17 protein-coding genes and 1 tRNA gene are annotated in these 16,995 nt (G+C 62.2%); 9 read left to right on the top strand and 9 right to left on the bottom strand.

The window, feature by feature from the left end:
• Positions 1 to 38 precede the first annotated feature (38 nt).
• The 3 genes from FG91_RS22495 to FG91_RS09190 all read right to left on the bottom strand — a co-directional run bounded on the left by FG91_RS22495 (position 39) and on the right by FG91_RS09190 (position 2,503).
• A complete protein-coding gene (locus FG91_RS22495) occupies positions 39 to 173 on the bottom strand; it encodes a hypothetical protein (RefSeq protein WP_268746375.1) in 135 nt (44 codons plus the stop codon).
• A 457-nt stretch (positions 174 to 630) separates the two neighbouring features.
• Positions 631 to 1,653, bottom strand: coding sequence for an alpha/beta fold hydrolase (locus FG91_RS21385; protein ID WP_081940499.1), 1,023 nt, complete (start codon positions 1,651 to 1,653; stop codon positions 631 to 633).
• A gap of 7 nt (positions 1,654 to 1,660) precedes the next feature.
• Positions 1,661 to 2,503 carry a sterol desaturase family protein gene (locus FG91_RS09190; protein ID WP_037514378.1) on the bottom strand — a complete coding sequence of 281 codons (843 nt, stop codon included), beginning with the start codon at positions 2,501 to 2,503 and terminating at the stop codon, positions 1,661 to 1,663.
• A 221-nt stretch (positions 2,504 to 2,724) separates the two neighbouring features.
• Between FG91_RS09190 and FG91_RS09180 the strand changes: the two genes are divergently transcribed.
• The 3 genes from FG91_RS09180 to FG91_RS09170 all read left to right on the top strand — a co-directional run bounded on the left by FG91_RS09180 (position 2,725) and on the right by FG91_RS09170 (position 5,723).
• A complete protein-coding gene (locus tag FG91_RS09180; RefSeq protein ID WP_081940498.1) occupies positions 2,725 to 3,435 on the top strand; it encodes an AraC family transcriptional regulator in 711 nt (236 codons plus the stop codon).
• Positions 3,436 to 3,891: 456 nt separating this feature from the next.
• Entirely contained in the window at positions 3,892 to 5,151 is a 1,260-nt protein-coding gene (locus tag FG91_RS09175) for a sodium:proton exchanger (RefSeq protein WP_052187447.1), read from the top strand.
• A 29-nt stretch (positions 5,152 to 5,180) separates the two neighbouring features.
• A complete protein-coding gene (locus tag FG91_RS09170) occupies positions 5,181 to 5,723 on the top strand; it encodes an MAPEG family protein (RefSeq protein WP_037514375.1) in 543 nt (180 codons plus the stop codon).
• Positions 5,724 to 5,797: 74 nt separating this feature from the next.
• Here the strand turns inward: FG91_RS09170 and FG91_RS09165 are convergent, their stop codons facing one another.
• Both FG91_RS09165 and FG91_RS09160 read right to left on the bottom strand, forming a co-directional pair.
• Positions 5,798 to 6,922: an aspartyl protease family protein gene (locus tag FG91_RS09165; protein ID WP_037514374.1), complete on the bottom strand. Its 1,125-nt coding sequence runs from the start codon at positions 6,920 to 6,922 to the stop codon at positions 5,798 to 5,800.
• Between the two features lie 476 nt (positions 6,923 to 7,398).
• Positions 7,399 to 8,199 (bottom strand): hypothetical protein, encoded by an 801-nt coding sequence (locus tag FG91_RS09160; RefSeq protein WP_152568064.1) that lies wholly within the window; start codon positions 8,197 to 8,199, stop codon positions 7,399 to 7,401.
• 269 nt (positions 8,200 to 8,468) lie between these two features.
• On the opposite strand from FG91_RS09160, the gene FG91_RS09155 reads away from it, so the two are divergent.
• Positions 8,469 to 9,434 carry a hypothetical protein gene (locus FG91_RS09155; protein ID WP_037514371.1) on the top strand — a complete coding sequence of 322 codons (966 nt, stop codon included), beginning with the start codon at positions 8,469 to 8,471 and terminating at the stop codon, positions 9,432 to 9,434.
• Positions 9,435 to 9,443: 9 nt separating this feature from the next.
• On the opposite strand, the gene FG91_RS09150 is transcribed toward FG91_RS09155, so the two are convergent.
• A tRNA-Arg gene (locus FG91_RS09150) sits at positions 9,444 to 9,520 on the bottom strand.
• Between the two features lie 421 nt (positions 9,521 to 9,941).
• Here FG91_RS09150 and FG91_RS09140 point away from each other — a divergent pair.
• Complete coding sequence (locus FG91_RS09140) at positions 9,942 to 10,976, top strand: YeiH family protein (protein WP_037514370.1); 1,035 nt, start codon at positions 9,942 to 9,944, stop codon at positions 10,974 to 10,976.
• Between the two features lie 31 nt (positions 10,977 to 11,007).
• On the opposite strand, the gene FG91_RS09135 is transcribed toward FG91_RS09140, so the two are convergent.
• Positions 11,008 to 11,787: a zinc-ribbon domain-containing protein gene (locus tag FG91_RS09135; protein WP_037514369.1), complete on the bottom strand. Its 780-nt coding sequence runs from the start codon at positions 11,785 to 11,787 to the stop codon at positions 11,008 to 11,010.
• A gap of 159 nt (positions 11,788 to 11,946) precedes the next feature.
• Between FG91_RS09135 and ftsE the strand changes: the two genes are divergently transcribed.
• Genes ftsE through FG91_RS09115 form a run of 4 tightly spaced genes read left to right on the top strand, consistent with a single transcriptional unit; the run spans position 11,947 to position 14,823 of the window.
• Positions 11,947 to 12,678 (top strand): cell division ATP-binding protein FtsE, encoded by a 732-nt coding sequence (ftsE, locus tag FG91_RS09130; protein WP_052187446.1) that lies wholly within the window; start codon positions 11,947 to 11,949, stop codon positions 12,676 to 12,678.
• Positions 12,675 to 13,580 carry a cell division protein FtsX gene (locus FG91_RS09125; RefSeq protein ID WP_037514367.1) on the top strand — a complete coding sequence of 302 codons (906 nt, stop codon included), beginning with the start codon at positions 12,675 to 12,677 and terminating at the stop codon, positions 13,578 to 13,580. The genes ftsE and FG91_RS09125 overlap by 4 nt, the downstream gene beginning before the upstream one ends.
• Positions 13,577 to 14,107, top strand: coding sequence for a YdcF family protein (locus tag FG91_RS09120; RefSeq protein ID WP_037514366.1), 531 nt, complete (start codon positions 13,577 to 13,579; stop codon positions 14,105 to 14,107). The genes FG91_RS09125 and FG91_RS09120 overlap by 4 nt, the downstream gene beginning before the upstream one ends.
• Complete coding sequence (locus tag FG91_RS09115; RefSeq protein ID WP_037514365.1) at positions 14,104 to 14,823, top strand: lysophospholipid acyltransferase family protein; 720 nt, start codon at positions 14,104 to 14,106, stop codon at positions 14,821 to 14,823. The genes FG91_RS09120 and FG91_RS09115 overlap by 4 nt, the downstream gene beginning before the upstream one ends.
• A gap of 82 nt (positions 14,824 to 14,905) precedes the next feature.
• Here the strand turns inward: FG91_RS09115 and FG91_RS09110 are convergent, their stop codons facing one another.
• Positions 14,906 to 15,820: a prephenate/arogenate dehydrogenase family protein gene (locus tag FG91_RS09110; protein WP_037514364.1), complete on the bottom strand. Its 915-nt coding sequence runs from the start codon at positions 15,818 to 15,820 to the stop codon at positions 14,906 to 14,908.
• Complete coding sequence (hisC, locus tag FG91_RS09105; RefSeq protein WP_037514362.1) at positions 15,820 to 16,935, bottom strand: histidinol-phosphate transaminase; 1,116 nt, start codon at positions 16,933 to 16,935, stop codon at positions 15,820 to 15,822. Before hisC ends, FG91_RS09110 begins: the two co-directional genes overlap by 1 nt.
• Positions 16,936 to 16,995: the final 60 nt, after the last annotated feature.

Genomic DNA, 16,995 nt, shown 5'->3' with positions numbered 1-16,995 from the left:
GCGTGCGTGCGGCACCGAGGCGCCGCACGCCCGGTGCATCAGTCGTCGGCCTGGATGCCGTCGTTGTAGGTCCGCTGGAGAGTCGCAAGGTCGATCGGACCTTCGACGCCGAGCCCGCGGGTTTCGGTGCGCGCATCGCCCAGATCGACGATACCGGTTTCACGCTTGTCCATGGCTTTTCCTTTCATCGTTCGCGACCGAAATGAGTCGCAGTCCAAAGCTAAGCCACGACGAAAAGCTGCTCCATTTTATAATCGGTTTATTTTCCGGCCATGCGCTCGGAGTGAAAAGAGTGACCGCGCAAAGGAAACGCGCGTCGGGAGCGCATACCGCCGCCTTTAGCTTACGCCTGGACATACGCGACGGAACCCGGTCACACGTCCCCCTACTGGGAGGTCGCAGCGATATTTTGGTCGATACTGGAGAGGTAGCAATAGAAACTGGACCCAATTGTGGATCCATTTTTCCAAGCCCCCCCCCCCCCCCCCCCCCACCACAGTCATCGGCAGCACCCGACAGCTTTGCCGCCGAGCGGCGAACAAACGCCAGCCGAACCGCACGTGGGGGTCGATCACTTGGGTTTCTTTCAATTGGCGCGTTCCACAGTGCGTTCTCGCATAAGCCAGGAAATTATCGGCCGGACGTCCATTCCAAGCCGCCAACAAATTTGTCGATCTCATCGGCAATCAAGCGAGGGTGCTCCTGGATTACCCAGTGAGTCCCTATGTGCAGCTCTCGCACGTCGCCTTTCTCAAGATACCGCTCACTAGCGAAAGCAAGTTCGGGCGGGCTGAACGCGTCATTTTTCGCTAGCAAAAGGCGTGCCGGAACAGTGACAAGCCCGGCGCCTACGTCTGCATCGAACGTCGCATTGGCTCGATACCATGCGCCCATGCTGTGGATGGACCCATCACGATCCCAGGCCGCCTTGTATTGATCCATCACCTCCTTCGAGAAGGTTCCGGGCTCGGATGTGTCTTGCAGATTTTTTTCGAGCAGTCCCCAGTTACCATATCGTGCAATATGGCCCGGTAGCCACGGAACCCGTAGGAAGGTCCGATACCAGCTAATCGCCTCCTCTTCTGGCCTGACGTCGCGGATCGCATAGGGATGGGGCTTATTGACGACCAGGGCCCCAACTACCTTTTTGGGGTGTAGCAAAGAAGTCCACCAAGTGACCTGCCCACCAAAATCATGTCCAACCAGCGCAAATCGTTCATGGCCGAGCGCGGCGGCAACTTCTACAATATCTTTCGCAAGAATATTAAGACGATAGGAATGGGCTCCACTGGGCTTTGCGGACCGATTATAGCCCCGCTGATCGAGAGCGATTACCCGGTAGCCCTTGCGAGCGAGGTCGGCCATGACGCCACGCCAAGCGTACCAAAACTCGGGATAACCATGAAGAAGGAGAATCGGTTTGCCATCTTCCGGACCGGCAATAACAACGTGCAGCCTGACACCGTTCGCATCTACAAACATTCCGCGAAACGCTGTGTCGAACTCTTTGCTGGCGGCGGCAACAGCATCTCGATCCGGTTGCCGGCCCGACATGTAGCCGACGGCAATAACGGATACGAGAACTACCAAAACGATCGATATGACCTTGCCTCTCAAGGCTTTTCTCCTTGCCGTGACGAGCTTGCCCGCCATGGGACCGCTATGACCTGAAGGGTTCAACAAGTTGCTTGAGATATTCTTTGGGATAGTCCGGCCGGTCTTCGATTCCGATGTCAGCCGAACCAATTTTGCGATTGGGATCAAAAAACACTGTTCCCAACATCCGGTCGGTGAGATTTGTGAAAAGGCCGAAGTTTACGTCGCCCTCTTTGGCGTTACCGATATGGTGGAAACGATGAACGACATTGACCGCCAGGATGTATTTCAGCGGCCCAGTAAAGTACGCAACATTTGAATGCTGCAAGAGAAGCTGAAGCAGCACGGCGACAACAAACAACGACAGCACATCCTGCGGAACCCCAAGCAGCAGCAGGGGAGTGGTTCCCGCAAGCGTCTCGATGAGCTGGTGCAACGGGTGCTTCATCAGCCCGTTGAAACCATACATCCGCTTCACGCTATGGTGCACGGCATGCAAGCGCCAAAGAAAGGCGAAGCGATGGCTGGCGAAATGAGCCAGCGTGATACCGATGTCGGCGATCAGGATAGCCAGCAGAAGTTGCTGCCAAAGGGCCCAACCTACTGGCCATACGGACGGGATTGCGAGCAGCGTGGCAGTGAAGGGAACCGACAATATCCCGATTACTGCCATGGATTCATTCACCAAGAAGTGGCTCCAATCCCGCAGCGTGTCCCCCTGATCGATGTTGAACGCCGTGTCATATGGAACAAGTCGTTCAAGGCAAAAGGCGAGGAAAATGAACCCGCCGACCAACGCAAAAAGCCAAGCCCGGCTAAGGTCGTTACCGACGATGTGGAGGGCAAGGGCGTTGCCGCCAATCAGGAAAAGCGGTAGATAGATGAGCCGGACAAAGTTCTTCAGCATTTTCAGCGTCCTAAATTGAGCAGACAATCGTTTTGAATCGAGATTGCTGCCTACTTTAGGCGGCGCTGGTCGCGTCGGCTTGAACGAAACGGAACCGGGCTTTTGGGTGGAAACGGCATCACTTCATTCGACCGTTTTGTTCAATATTCGTGCTTCGCTTTTGAGCTACGTTCCGCGGTCCGGTGCCAAGCGCGCCCCAAAATGATGGCAAACCAGCTTTGATGAACGCGTTTGTTTTCGGCGATGGATGGGCAGCCTATCGAGGGCATTCGTCCGATAACAGCCCACATAGACATGCGGCGATCCAGCTTGTCTTCGGTTCGGACCGTGCGGTTTGCGTAGTTGATGCGGACGGGCAGGAATTCTCCGGCCACACGATTGTAATCCAGCCGATGGTCGAACACCGCCTGATAGCCAAACATGTCGTATCGATGCTGTATTTGGAGCCGCAAACGCCTTTGGCTTTCCGCGTGATGGGCGAAATCGCCGGCGGCGATATCAACATAGTAGACGATCGCGGCTTTCTTGGATTTGATTCCAAAATCACCATTCAGGAATGGGTCGTAAATCTGTTAGATTCGGTCCCGAGAAGTCGTTCGACGGTTGATCATCGCCTTTTCACCGCCTTGCAGCAACTGGCCGAAAACCCGAATGAGATGCAGATCGCAAGTTTGGCAGAGAATTTGGGATTGTCGGATTCGCGGTTGAGATTTCTTGCGCGGCATCACCTCGGCTTTCCACTTTCGACGTGGCTATTATGGCGCAAGCTGGATCGCGCCGCTCGCGCATTGCATGATGGCGAGACGTTGGTAGACGCAGCACTCCTCGGCGGGTTTTCGGACCAGGCGCATCTTTCACGCACGATGAGGCGCATGTTCGGCATGACTCCTCGCGCGGTTCAAGGATTGACGCCAGTCAGCAGCGGACGATGAAACTGCCATGCTGCTTATGATTTGCAGTGCGTCACGGTTTACGCTCGGAATACTCCCTGGACGCCGCAATCTGACGCGCCAACCTGAGTGGTGCCCCTCAGAAATATAGCCTCGAACCTTCACGATGGTTGATCGAGGGGTTGGCATTGGCCGGTCCGGCCGGAGCTTATCCAGTTTCGAATCGGCTGGACCCAGCTACATGCCCAATGCGAGAAATCGACAAAGCCGAAAAATGGCTAGCTGGACCGCAAGCGAATGAATTCGACGCTTTTGCCAGCGCTACCCGACCCCTGGTCTTCCAAAAAACCATTTCATGTCAGGGACCGGGTGATTATCCTTCGATAACTACCGCCTGACATGCTGCATTCTCTATTCCCTGATCGATCTCGACTCAAATCGGCGGGGTGTCACGAGGGACTGCTACTCCGCACCAGGCAACGAAAGGGAGGCTCATAGATGCGCAAGCTCTGGTTCTCGGTTGCGGTTGCCGTGCTCGCCATGCTTCCGGCGATCTATTTTCGCGTGACCGACTGGCGTCCCGACCCGATCCTAGACGCGATGGTGTTCGGCGCCGCGATCCTCGCGGCCGGCTTCATGCTGTCCTGGGGTGCAGAGACTGCGGAGGGGCAGATTTCGGCCGGCCTTATTCTCGCGGTCGTCGCCATCATCACCGTGCTGCCAGAATATGCGGTCGACATCTATTACGCGTGGCGGGCAGGCCAAGCGCCTCAATCAGATTATGTGCATTACGCGGCTGCCAACATGACCGGGGCCAATCGGCTCCTGGTCGGAATCGCCTGGCCGCTGCTGGTGCTGCTTCATTGGTGGCGCACGCGTAGCCAATCGATTCAGCTTGCGCCGGTCAACAGCGTCGAAATTCTGTTCCTGCTGATCCCAAGCCTCTACGCCTTTTCCATCCTGATGAAGGACAGCATCTCCTTCGTCGATTCTATCCTGCTCATTGCCATCTTCATCGCCTATTTGTGGCGCGTGGGTAGTCTGCCGAAGGTCGAGGAAGAAGGGGAGGATGAGGACGAAGAGGTAGGTCTTGCTGCCGAGATCGAGAAACTCCCCGTGCGACGGCAATGGGCGCTGATGGGGGGCTTGGCCCTGACTGCCGCCACCGTCATTTTCGTCTCTGCCGAGCCTTTTGCCGAGGCGATGATCGATTCTGGGCGGATACTTGGAATCGACGAGTTCCTACTCATCCAGTGGCTCGCGCCGCTCGCCAGCGAAGCTCCCGCCGTTACCGTTGCAATTCTGTTTGTCCTCTCCAATCGTGCTGCGGCAGGTCTCACCACAATGATCAGCGACAAGATCAACCAATGGACCTTGCTCGTTGGAATGTTGCCGCTGGCAATGAGTGTCGGCGCTGGCAGTTTAATGGCGCTTCCGCTCGACGCGCGGCAGCATGAGGAGTTCTTTCTTACCGCCGCGCAGTCGCTGTTCGGTTTGGCGCTACTGCTCCGCCTGCGCCTGGGCATTGGGGGCGCAATTGCGCTGTCGGTCCTGTTTTCTGCGCAGATCGGCTTAGCGTTCACCTTTCGCGACGATGAGGCGCTAACGATTCGGACGCTCACATGGCTGGGCTGGGGATATCTGGCGCTGGCAGCGGCTATCGTTGCGATGAACTGGAAAGGCCTCAAACAGATTCTTTTCACCGCTGCGCGCCCACATCAACAAGTCCGGGCCCAGCCCGCAAGCGCCGAAAGGTGAACCGATCAGAATAGGGTGGTCAGAAGATCATGATTTTCGACCAGGAACAAAAATCGATCATTCGACAAAGCGCGTTGGCCATATTCTTGTGCGCCGGGATACTCGGTGGCGGCTACTTGTGGCTCGCGTCTGACCTCGTCGGCGCTTCAGGTCCCATGACGCTGGCCGATCGGCTCGCATTCGCGCTCAAATGGGATCTGCTCATCCTGATCTGGCTTGCGGGCTCCGTCAGGGCAGTGTCCCAAAAACGCTTCTGGTCACCGGCCGATCGCCATGGCTCAGCTTATAGCGAAGCAAGTCCAGCCTTGGCCGTCCGTCGTGCCAATTTGCAAAATACGCTCGAGCAAACCGTGCTTGCAGTGGGCGCGCATTTGATCCTCGCCACTGTCCTCAAAGACAACGAACTTGTCCTCATACCGTTGATGGTTTTGCTGTTCCTTATCGGCCGAGCCGCTTTCGCGATCGGTTATGCGGCCAGTCCAATTGCCCGTGCCTTCGGAATGGCGATGACCGGCGCATCCGCCGTCTTCGCATATGTTCTTGCGGCATCGCTAATCCTGACTGGCCGGTAGCGGATGAGCAGCCTCCTGATTGCGCCGAAATGGCTCCCTGCTCGACATCGGAAATGACCGATCATCCGATGCCATCAATGATAGTCGCCGAGCCGCAAATGCCGAACGGAGCCATCCTTCATCTTCAGGCTGACCAAAGTGCCCGCTGGCCGGAAACGCCAGCGCCACAGATCGCCGGAATTGTATGACGGTCCAATCCGCTGACCGTCGACTTCGAATATTTGCTCGTCCCGCTTCCATCCCCCCGCCATTGCCGGGCTGCCGGACGCAACATGCACGACGACCAACCGATCGACCTCTGCTGCGATGCCCAAGCCCGACCGATCCCGCCGAAGCGACGCGGCCGTCAATGGGCTTCGCCAAATCCGATCGTGTCCGAAGTCGAAGACGAGCCGCCGCCCTGCCAGTAGCGGCATCCCGATATTCGCGGGCGACCCATCCGCAGTCCAGTTTTCGAATATTTCTGCCGGAACGTCGGCCATGTCCAGATGTCCCAAGCGGATGCGATCCAACGTGACCAACCGGTTCGTACTCAGGCCATTTGCTGTTACCGACAGACCGGTAGAGCTTCTTTTCGGCGAGAGACCTGCCCTTTTTGCATAAGCGGCCGAAAGAAGCAGCGGGCTTGAATTGCCCGTGTCTACAGCCGCTGCGACCGGTTCGCGCCCTTCGATTTCGATCTCGATCGTGGGTTCCCGGCGCACGCCTCGCGCGAGCGACAGCTCCGTGAGCCCTGCCGTATCAAGGCCGAGGGCGTTCGAGCGCACCGAGAATTTATTCGTATCGAACCGGAAATCGAAAACGCGATTTCGCAATATGTCCTGGCCCAAAATGAAGCCTATGGACCCGCCGAGGGCCGACGAAAGTTGGGACAGATCTACGACGGCCGCCCAAGGCAGAGGCATGGGGGAAGCGCCAATGGAAACTAGAAGTTCACCGCTTCGCGACGCCGCAAATTTTCCGCCCGGCCCCGCGAATGCTTGGCTAACCGACGAAAGCGGAACTTTTGCCGTCGCCGCGAAGGCCAGATCGATTACCGACGCGACAGCAGCCGAGTCCATCATCGCCGTCGTCCTGACGCCGTTGACCGCTACCGGTATCAGAATGGTGTCCTCGTGCCAGAAGGTGAAAGTCATCCATTCCCGATCATCTGCAGCCTTTTCGAAGCCGGCGCCTGGTGTAGGCATTATACCGCTCATGCACGCCGCTCCCAAGCCACCGACAAATGCCCGACGCGTAGCCATGGTTTATGTCCAAGAAGATCGCCGACGGCGGCAGACGCAATGCAATCAACCGCGACGGGTTCGCCTTTACTGAAATCGCATTCCGAATTTTAACTTCCCAGACTGGCCGGGGCAAGCCAGTGTGCCACGGGCTCGATCGCCCGACGATTGGTCGATTGGCCGCCTTCGCGCGAGCGGACGATTCCGCAATTCTCTGGCGCAGCATTTCCGCCCGGCCGGTCAATGAAGCGCACCCTGCAACAAGGCGGCCATGTCGCACGATTGGGTGCGGGCGGAAAGCCGGGGCATGTCGGCTTTCAACGCCCGCAATTCCGAAATGCCGCCGGTTCAGAGTGCGGCGGGGCCCGATACATCAGGTGCCGCGCCCTCAAGAGCCGGCCGCCAGGCCGGCGGGAAAGAGCGCGCCCGCAGCCCCGCTCCTTCCGGCAAACCTAATCGAAGACGATGACCTTGCGCGCGGCGGGATCAAATGTCTCGATCACGACCGCCTCGTCCTCGACGGCCGTCACCGAACGCTCGAGGAGTTCAACCTTGGCCGAAAGCACATCAGCATAGGCTGCGGGGCAACAGAGGATGAACTCCGTGCCATTTCCATAAATGCTACCCCAGTCGACGTACATGGTGCTCCAACCATGCCGCTGTTCCCATTCGATCTGTCGGGGTTCGCCTCGTTCGGTTCGCCCGGGATAGGGTTCTGTCGACAATATATGGACCCGCGCTTCGGGATCGAACCAGCAATGATCGTGATCGGCGACGGGCGGACGAGACTCATATTCATGCGTCGGATAGCATCTGCGGGCGCTTGAGGGTTTGAGGCCGGTGGCGTCCATAAACTGCAGCGCGCGAGCGATCCGGCCAATATACCATTGGGTTTCATTGGCGTGACGCTGCTGACCGCTACGTTCGAGAAAGACGGTTTCTGTCACTTTGCAGGCGCCGAGATAGCCGGTCAGATGATGAGGTCGCACCAACTCGGTCAGCGAGGCACGCAGTTCCAGATCGATCTGCGCAATTCCGCTTTCCCTTGATTCATAGCCCCACCAAGTCTGCCGAACCGTGACATTGTGGAGCGCGGACCGGCTTGGAAGTTTGCGCTTCGCGTCGACATAGCCTTGGAACCCGCCGGCACATGCCGCGAGGTCGAGCGCCTCGTGCCGGGGGACCGATTGCTCCGCCTGGATTTGCTTGGCGAGCGATTTCAGCCCGGCGAGGGTGGAATATTGAAACATCATCGCAGGTCTCCGTGGGCTTCGGACCGGCGTCGCCTGCTACCGCCCCCAAAGCCACGAAATGCGATGGGTCAGTGATCAAAACAGTGCCATTGTGGCTTCGCAAATGCAGGCGGCAGGCCCCTGTTGAAGGCCTGCGAGAAATTTGGCGCAGCGCCGACGACAAGTCAATTAGCAAGAGGGCGGACTAGGAGCTTGTGCCCTCTTGCGTCGAGCGGGCCTTCCCTGCACCTCTCGGCAGCCACAATACGCCGACAGACGGAGAGTATGGGATGAAGAGATTTCTGCGGCGACTCTTTGGAACGGAAATCGAAATCGAGCCGCATGCGCGCCCAGGGACGACAGGACTTCGCATACAAAAGTGTGGGCACGACCTCGTTCGAATTGAGTCGATCGAGTTCTTCGGTCATCATGCTGCATCCCCCAATGGAGATTTTCATCTGATTTGGGCGGACCGAAATCCTGAAGGTACGGTCGGCGGATACCGCCACGAAGGCCATGGTTCCTGGTCTCTGATCCACAACGATGAAATTGTCGCAACGGGACGGCTCGAGCGTCCCGCGGATGGGAAGGCCGCGAACAATGGCAGCTTCATCATCCACGACCGCTTGTTCGGCGATGGTCTCAAGGGCCGGTTCATTGCTTTCCGCGGCGACGGCGCAAAGCTGGTCGAAAAGGAACTGGCTGCCAATCTGATCAGCAACGCCCTGTCGGACGATGGATGCTTCGCCATCTGCCAGACCGCCAATGCCCCCGGGAGTGAGGACAGTTGCCGTTACATTCTTTTCGATCTCGAGCTGGGCGCTGAGATCGCCCGCTGGGAGGTTGAGACAGGTTGGGCGGACGGTTACGAGTTCGATACCACCAGCCGCCATGTCTATTTGCTACGGACGAACGGCGCCCGTGTCGGCTATAGCTTTGAAGGGGCCATGCTTGACCGCAGAGGTTGGCAGACAGAGCGCATCGCTGCCGGCGACCTCCATGTCATTCGAATGGTTCTCGCGTCTGGAGAACGACTTGAACGCGGGGCGCGAGAGGCTCTTCTAGCCGGCTTGCAGGTTGCAGCGAACAGTTCCGAACATACGCTACAGGCGCATGCCTTGCGGCTCCTCGGCGAATTGCACGAAAAGGACGGTTCGATCCAGGACGCCGTGGACGCATTCGAGAAGGCGTTGAGCATCGATGCCCGCATCGGCGTCGCTCGAAGGCTCGAAAAGCTTCGAAAATCTCTGCCCTAATCTCGAATATGGCGCACCCGACAGGATTCGAACCTGTGACCTTCGCCTTCGGAGGGCGACACTCTATCCAGCTGAGCTACGGGTGCTTCGCGGCGGTGCCTAGCCGGTCGAATGGCCATCGGTCAACGGATTCGATCAAGACCGGCTGCATACCAACGTGAGGTTGCCTGCCCGTCAGTCGTATCCCGTCATGCGCTATGATACTCTCTGGTATGCTTACGTCATGCTTACGCGAGCCGATTTCACCAGACGGGTTCGCGCTTAAAAGACACAAAAGTCTTTGATTTTCAGATGTTTGCCTTGATAGTTCGTCCGTATAATCGGACTTGACCTCTGCCTTCGGAGGGCAGCGCTCTATCCAGCTGAGCTACGGGTGCTGATAGAGCGCGGCCTCTAGCAAGCCCGCGCCGTGCCAGCAATGGCCTATCGACCGACGCGCGCCGATGTGCGAAGCGGCGCCATGGACATCGGGAACATCGCGTGACGCCATCCGAACAAAGCTGGCCGATGGCTGCCGATCTTTATGGCGAGATGCAGCTCGAGGCGCATCCGCCGACGCGCCGCCGCTGGCGCGATTATCTGCCCGGCATCCTCGTCACCGCCATCGCCGCGCTCGCCGCAGCGTGGCTCGCCGACCATTATGCCGCGCCGATCGTCCTGATGGGGCTGCTGATCGGCCTCGCCCTCTCCTTCCTCTCGCAGGACAAGCGCACCCACGCCGGGCTCGACCTGATGTCGCAGACCGCGCTCCGCGTGGGGATCGTGCTCGTCGGCGCGCGAATTACCGCCGAGCAGCTCGTCGAACTCGGGCCGTTGCCCTTCGCCTTGCTCGTCCTGATCATGCTCGCGGTCATCGTCATCACCGTGGCGAGCGCGCGGCTGTTCGCGCAGGATCGCCACGCCGCGCTGCTCGCGGGCGGCGCAACCGCGATCTGCGGCGCGTCGGCGGCGCTCGCACTTTACTCGCTGATCGGCGACAAACGCGTCGACCAGGCGCGCTTCACGCTGACGCTCGTCGGGATCACCGTTGCCAGCGCGCTCGCGATGACGCTCTATCCCGTGCTCGCCGCCGAGCTCGGCCTGACGGACGCGCAGGCGGGATTCCTGATCGGCGCGTCGATCCATGACGTCGCGCAGGCGATCGGCGGTGGCTTTTCCTTCTCAGCTCAAGCGGGCGAGGTCGCGACGATCGTCAAGCTGACGCGCGTCGCGCTGCTCGCGCCGATGCTGATGCTCGTCGCGCTCTGGCTCGGCCGCAGCGGCGAAGCCGGCGACACGCGACGGATTCCGCTGCGCCTCCCGTGGTTCATTCTGGGTTTCCTTGGCATAGCGGCGCTCAATTCGCTGATCGAGATCCCCAAACCCGCACAGGATGCCGCCGCGACGGGCGCGCAGGCGCTGTTGCTGCTCGCGATCGTCGCCACCGCGATGAAGGCGCGGCTGCACCTGCTGCTCGATCAGGGGTGGCGCAGCTTCGCGCCGATCATCGTCGCGACGGTGACGAGTTTCCTGCTTTCGCTCGCCGCCGCGCTCAGCCTGTGACGCCGCGACGTCACTGTAACGAATTCAAATTTCAGCTTTTCGGCAAAGCCCAGCTGACGGTCAACTGCGTCGCGCGCCGCGGGATGTCGAGCTTCGCCTCGCTGAAATTGACCTTTTCATTCGGCGGCAGCATCCGCACCGGCGGCTTGATCGTCCAGCTATAAACGATCGTCCCCTGCGCGTCGCGCAGCTCGGCGAGGATCGACGGCACGCGCTGTTCGCGGTCGGTCGGGTTGATGATCACCCCCGACGCGGCGAAATAGATCGTCCCGTCGGCGAGCTCGCGATGATCCTGGTTCGGCGGCAGCTCGATCACCAGATCGGGCTCGTCGACCCCGCCCGGCAGGCCGAGACCCTGCGCCCAGCCCGGCAGGCCGAAATACATGAGCCCCGCGGTCGCGCCGAGCATCAGCACCGCCGCGCTCGCGGCGATGATCGTCCAGCGCTTCGCCGGGTTCCGCCGCGGGCGGCGGAACGGCAGCGGCGCATCGTCGATCACGGGTGCGGGACGCGGGGCCGGCTCGGCCGTAAAGCTCGGCGGAACCCGCGCGGGCGCGGGATCGGGTTCGGGGAAATCGGAATAGGTCGCGGCCGGGCGCGGCGCCGCTTCGGGCGCGGGCGCCGGTGCAGGCGCCGCGGCGGGTTCCGGCGCGGTTGGAACGGGCGCCGCTACAGCCTCGACGGGCGTCGCGGCTGGTTCCTGGAACCAGCTATGGCGGCAATTGGCGCAACGCACGGTGCGGCCTGTGGGTCCGATCGCGGTATCGGGAACGACATAGCGCGTGTGACAGGACGGGCAGGCAAGGATCATGGGTTCCCTCTAAACACGCCGATTCGCGCGTTGCAAGCGCCGCGTGCCCACTCCCGTCTTGTCCTCTGTGGATAGCCGTGCGAGATGCTGGCTGATGAGCGGACCAGCGCCCCTGTTCTTTGACCTGACGCTGGCGCGCCGTCGCGCGCGGGCGACGCCATGACCGACGCCTCTCCGGCGCGGCCCGGCGGCGCGATGGTCGAATTCGACGGCGTCGGCCTGCGCTATGGCCCCGATGCCGAGGTTTTGAGCGACATCAGCTTCAATCTCCAGCCCGGCAGCTTCTATTTCCTCACCGGCGCATCGGGCGCGGGCAAGACCTCGCTGCTCAAGATGCTCTATCTCGCGCAGCGGCCGAGCCGCGGAATCGTCCGCCTGTTCGGCGAGGATCTGGTCGCGATGCCGCGCCACCGCCTGCCGGGCTTTCGCCGCCGGATCGGCGTCGTGTTCCAGGATTTCCGGCTGATCCCGCATTTGTCGGCGCGCGACAATATCGCGCTGCCGCTGCGTATCGCGGGGGTCAGCGAAGAGGATCTGTCGGGCCCCGTCGGCGAGATGCTGAGTTGGATCGGGCTCGGCGACCGCGCCGATGCGCGCCCCGCGACGCTGTCAGGCGGCGAGCAGCAGCGCGTTGCGATCGCACGCGCCGTCATCGCGCGGCCGCAATTGCTCGTCGCCGACGAGCCTACGGGTAACGTCGACCCCGAAATGGCGATGCGTCTGCTGGGATTGTTCGAGGCACTAAACCGCCTCGGCACCACCGTCGTCGTCGCGACGCACGACATCCACCTGATCAGCCGCATCGAAAATGCGCAGATGATGCGGCTCGAAAAGGGGCGGCTTTCCGACCCCACCGGCGCGCTACGCTACCCACCGGCGAACCGGGCATGATCATCCCGCGCGTTCCCGTCCAGCATCGCCGCCTGCTTCCCGACCGCCGGCTGTCGGGCCCGACGCCGTGGGTGATCGCGATATTGATGATGCTGACCTTGCTCGCCGCCGCCGCCGGGGTCGGGCTCGCACGATCGGCGAATGCGATTGGCGCCGCGATCGCCGGGCGCGTGACCGTCCAGATCGTCACCGCGAACCCGGTGACGCGCGCCGAGCAGGCCGCGGCGCTCCGCCGGGCGGCCGCCGCGCAGCCCTTCGTTCTCTCGGCGCGCTCGGTCGAGCCCGAAGAGCTGCAGGCAACGCTTGGCCAATGGTTCGGCGCCGCCGAGGGCGACGATCCGGTGCTGAAGTCGCTTCCCCTGCCCGCGCTCGTCGACATCGACTTTGTCGGCGAGGACCGAACCGGTCCCATGCGCCAGTTGCAGGCGCTGGTCGCGCGCGAAGCGCCCGGCGCGCGGATCATCCCGCACGCCGAATGGCTCGGCCCGGTCGCGCGGCTGATCCGCTCGCTCGCGTGGATCGCCGGCGGCATGGTGGTGCTGATGACGCTCGCCAGCGCCGCGGTGGTGATCATGACCGCGCGCGCCGCGCTGGGCACCCATTATACGACGATCGAGATGCTTCACATGATCGGCGCCACCGACCGCCAGATCACGCGGCTGTTCCAGCGCCGCATCGCGATCGACACCGCTTACGGCATCGCGCTGGGCACCGTCGTCGCCGCCGCGATCCTGCTCTTGATCGGCTTGCAATGGTCGGGGGTCACAGCGGGACTTGCGGCGACCGCGTCGCTCGGCCCCGCCGGCTGGGCGCTCTTGCTGGCGCTGCCGCTATTGGCTATCGCGCTCGCAGCCCTCACCGCGCGCCAGACCCTGCTCGCGGCGCTCAAGAAGATTCTATGATCAAGCGCCTGATTTCCCTGTTGTTCCTGGCCTGGGTGCTCGGCTTCGCATGGTTCGCGCTGCTGCTCCCGCTGCCCGCCGACGCGCAAAAGACCGACGCGATCGTCGTGCTCACGGGCGGCCCGGGACGCATCGACCGCGCGCTCGAACGGCTCGAGGCGGGCGACGCCAAGCGCCTCCTCATCAGCGGCGTCGCGCGCGAAGTGAAGCCGCGCGAGCTCGCGGCCGCGTATAAACGCCCGGTCAGCCTGTTCGACTGCTGCATCGCGCTGGGGTTCGAGGCCGAGGATACGCGCTCGAACGCGACCGAGGTCGCGACCTGGGCGCAGCGCCGCAAATATAAGAGCATCCGGCTGATCACCACCGACTGGCACATGCGCCGCGCCGAATATGAAATCGGCCGCGCGGTCGGCGACAAGGTGACGATCCTGCCCGACGCGGTGCGCAGCCAGCCCAATTTCGCGACGCTGTTTCGCGAATATCACAAATATCTGGCCGGACTGGCGGGCGGGCTGCTCGGCCTGTGAGATATACCATCGCCCTGTTCCGTTCGATCCTGTTCTGGATCGCCTTTTTCGTGATGAGCAGCATCAGCTCGATCGGCGGGGTGATCGCGCTGCCGATCTCGCACCGCGGGACGATTTTCTTCGTGCGCATCTGGGCGCAGGCGCACCGGATCTTCTGCCGCTTCCTGCTCGGCCAGACGATCGTCGTCGAGGGCGAGATGCCCGACATCCCGGTCCTCTACGTCTTCAAGCATGAATCGGCGTTCGAAACGGTCGAGCAGCCGATGCTGTTCAAACACCCCGCGGTATTCGCGAAGGAAGAGCTGTTCTCGATCCCCGTGTGGGGCCAGGCGGCACGCTTTTACGGCCTGATCCCGGTCGACCGCGACGGCGGGGGCAAGGCGATGCGCGCGATGCTTGGCGCCGCGAAGGCCGCGCTCGCGGCGGGGCGTCCGCTGGTGCTGTTCGCCGAGGGAACACGCGTCCCGCACGGCGAAGCGCCGCCGCTACGCCCCGGTTTTGCAGGCATGTATCGCCTGCTCAATATTCCGGTCATCCCGGTGGCGGTGAACAGCGGCCTCGCCTTTCCGCCGCGCCGCTGGGTCAAATGGCCGGGGACGATCACTTACAAGGTCGGCGAAACGATCCCAGCGGGGCTGCCGCGCGAAGACGCCGAGGCCCGCGTGCGCGTCGCGATCAATGCGCTGAACCCACCCGAAGCGTTGCTGGAAGCGTGACCGTCGCCCCTGCGAAGGCAGGGGCCGCTAGAGGCGTAGCCCAAGTCCGACAGCGGCCCCCGCCTTCGCGGGTGCGACGGTTTTAATGCTTGCGCCCGAAGTCGGGCGCCGCATCATCCTGCCCCTGTTCGATGATCGAGCGGCGGATCGCGCGCGTGCGCGTGAACCAGTCCTCGAGCTTGTCGGCGTCGCCGCGGCGGATCGCCTGCTGGAGCACGGTCAGATCCTCGTTGAAACGCTGCAAGGTCGCGAGCACGGCATCCTTGTTCGCGAGGAAAACGTCGCGCCACATCACCGGGTCGCTCGCCGCGATGCGCGTGAAGTCACGAAAGCCGCCCGCCGAATATTTGATCACTTCGCTCTCGGTGACTTCTTCGAGCTCGCTCGCGGTGCCGACGATCGTATAGGCGATGAGATGCGGCAAATGACTCGTCACTGCGAGCACCATGTCGTGGTGCGCGGCGTCCATCGTCTCGACCTTCGCGCCGAGCGCCTGCCAGAAGGACGTCACCGCCGTCACGGCGTCTTCGGACGCACTCGCGCCCGGCGTGACGATGCACCAGCGGCCTTCGAACAAGGACGAAAAACCCGCCGCCGGGCCGCTATTCTCGGTCCCCGCGACCGGATGCGCCGGGATGACGGCATGATCGGGCAGCGCCTTCGCCAGCGCTTCGGCAACGCCCGCCTTCGACGAGCCGACGTCCGAAATGATCGCCTCGGCCTTCAGCCCTGGCGCGATCGCCGTCGCCGCGTCGGCCATCCGGCCGACCGGCACCGCGAGGATGACAAGGTCGGCGTCGGCCACCGCGGCGACCGCGTCATCGCTGACCGTATCGCAAAGGCCGAGTTCCCTCGCAATCTCGCGCACTTCGGCGCTCGCGTCATGGCCAACGACCGCCACCTCTGGCAACCGCTCCCTGATCGCGCGCGCGATCGAGGAGCCGATCAGGCCCAGCCCGACGATGGCGACGCGATCGACGCTCGACGCCCTTGGCATCAGTCGTTCAGCGCGGCGCGGATCGCCGCCGCGAGCCCGCGCGTCTCATCCTCGGTGCCGATCGTCATGCGCAGCGCATTCGGCAGTCCCTGCCCCGGCAGCCAGCGCACGATATAGCCCGCCTCCATCAGCCGGTTATAGACGGTCTCGGCGCTCACATCGCCTTCGAACAGCACGAGGAGGAAATTGCACGCCGACGGCACGACGCGCACACCATGGTTGCCGAGGCTTTCGAGTTCGCCCGCCAGCCAGGCGCGCCATTCGGCATTATGCTCGCGGCTGTGCGCGACGAATTCCTCGTCGCCGAGCGCCGCGACCGCCGCCGCCTGTCCCGCGCGCGTCACGTTGAACGGCAGGCGGATGCGGTGCAGCGCCGAAATCACTTCGGCGGCGGCATAGCCCCAACCGATGCGTTCGGCGGCGAGCCCGTGGATCTTCGAGAAGGTGCGCGTGACGAACACATTCGGCTGCGTCTTCGCAAGTTCGAGCCCGCCGTCGTCCTCGGCGTCGGAGAGATATTCCGAATAGGCCTGGTCGATCACGAACAGGATATTTTTCGGCAGCCCGGCGTAGAGCCGCGCAACCTCGTCGCGCGTCGCGAGCGTGCCCGTCGGATTGTTCGGATTGGCGAGATAGACGACGCGCGTCTTGTCGGTCACCGCGTCGAGCAACGCATCGACGTCGGTCGCATAATCCTTGTCGTCCGCCTCGACCGGCACCGCGCCCACGCGGCGCGCGGCGATTTCATAGACCGCGAAGCCATAGCGAACGTAGAGAATCTCGTCGCCGACGCCGGCATAAGTGCCCGCCGCGAGGTGGAGCAATTCGTCCGACCCGTTGCCGCAGATGATCCGCGCCGGATCGAGCCCGAACTTCGCCGCGATCGTTTCGCGCAGCTCGACCGAACCGGGGTCGGGATAGCGCGACAGCGCATCGGGCGCCGCCTGCGCCGCGGCGAACGCCGCACGCGCCTTTTCGCCGGTGCCCAGCGGATTCTCGTTCGCCGAAAGCTTGATCAGCGGACGGCCGTCAGCGCCAGCGGACTTGCCGGGAACATAGGGAGCGATGCCGCTGATCCACGGCTTGGGCTGAAGGCTTTGGGTCGCGTCGGTCATGCCGCGCCGTTTAGCGGCTGTGTGGCCCGAGTCCAGCACGTTGACAGGGTGCGCGCGCCC

Origin of the sequence: Sphingopyxis sp. LC81, from assembly GCF_000756375.1 — a bacterium.
In the GTDB taxonomy this organism is placed as follows: Bacteria; Pseudomonadota; Alphaproteobacteria; order Sphingomonadales; family Sphingomonadaceae; genus Sphingopyxis.
This window is presented reverse-complemented; position numbering and strand designations above follow the sequence as displayed.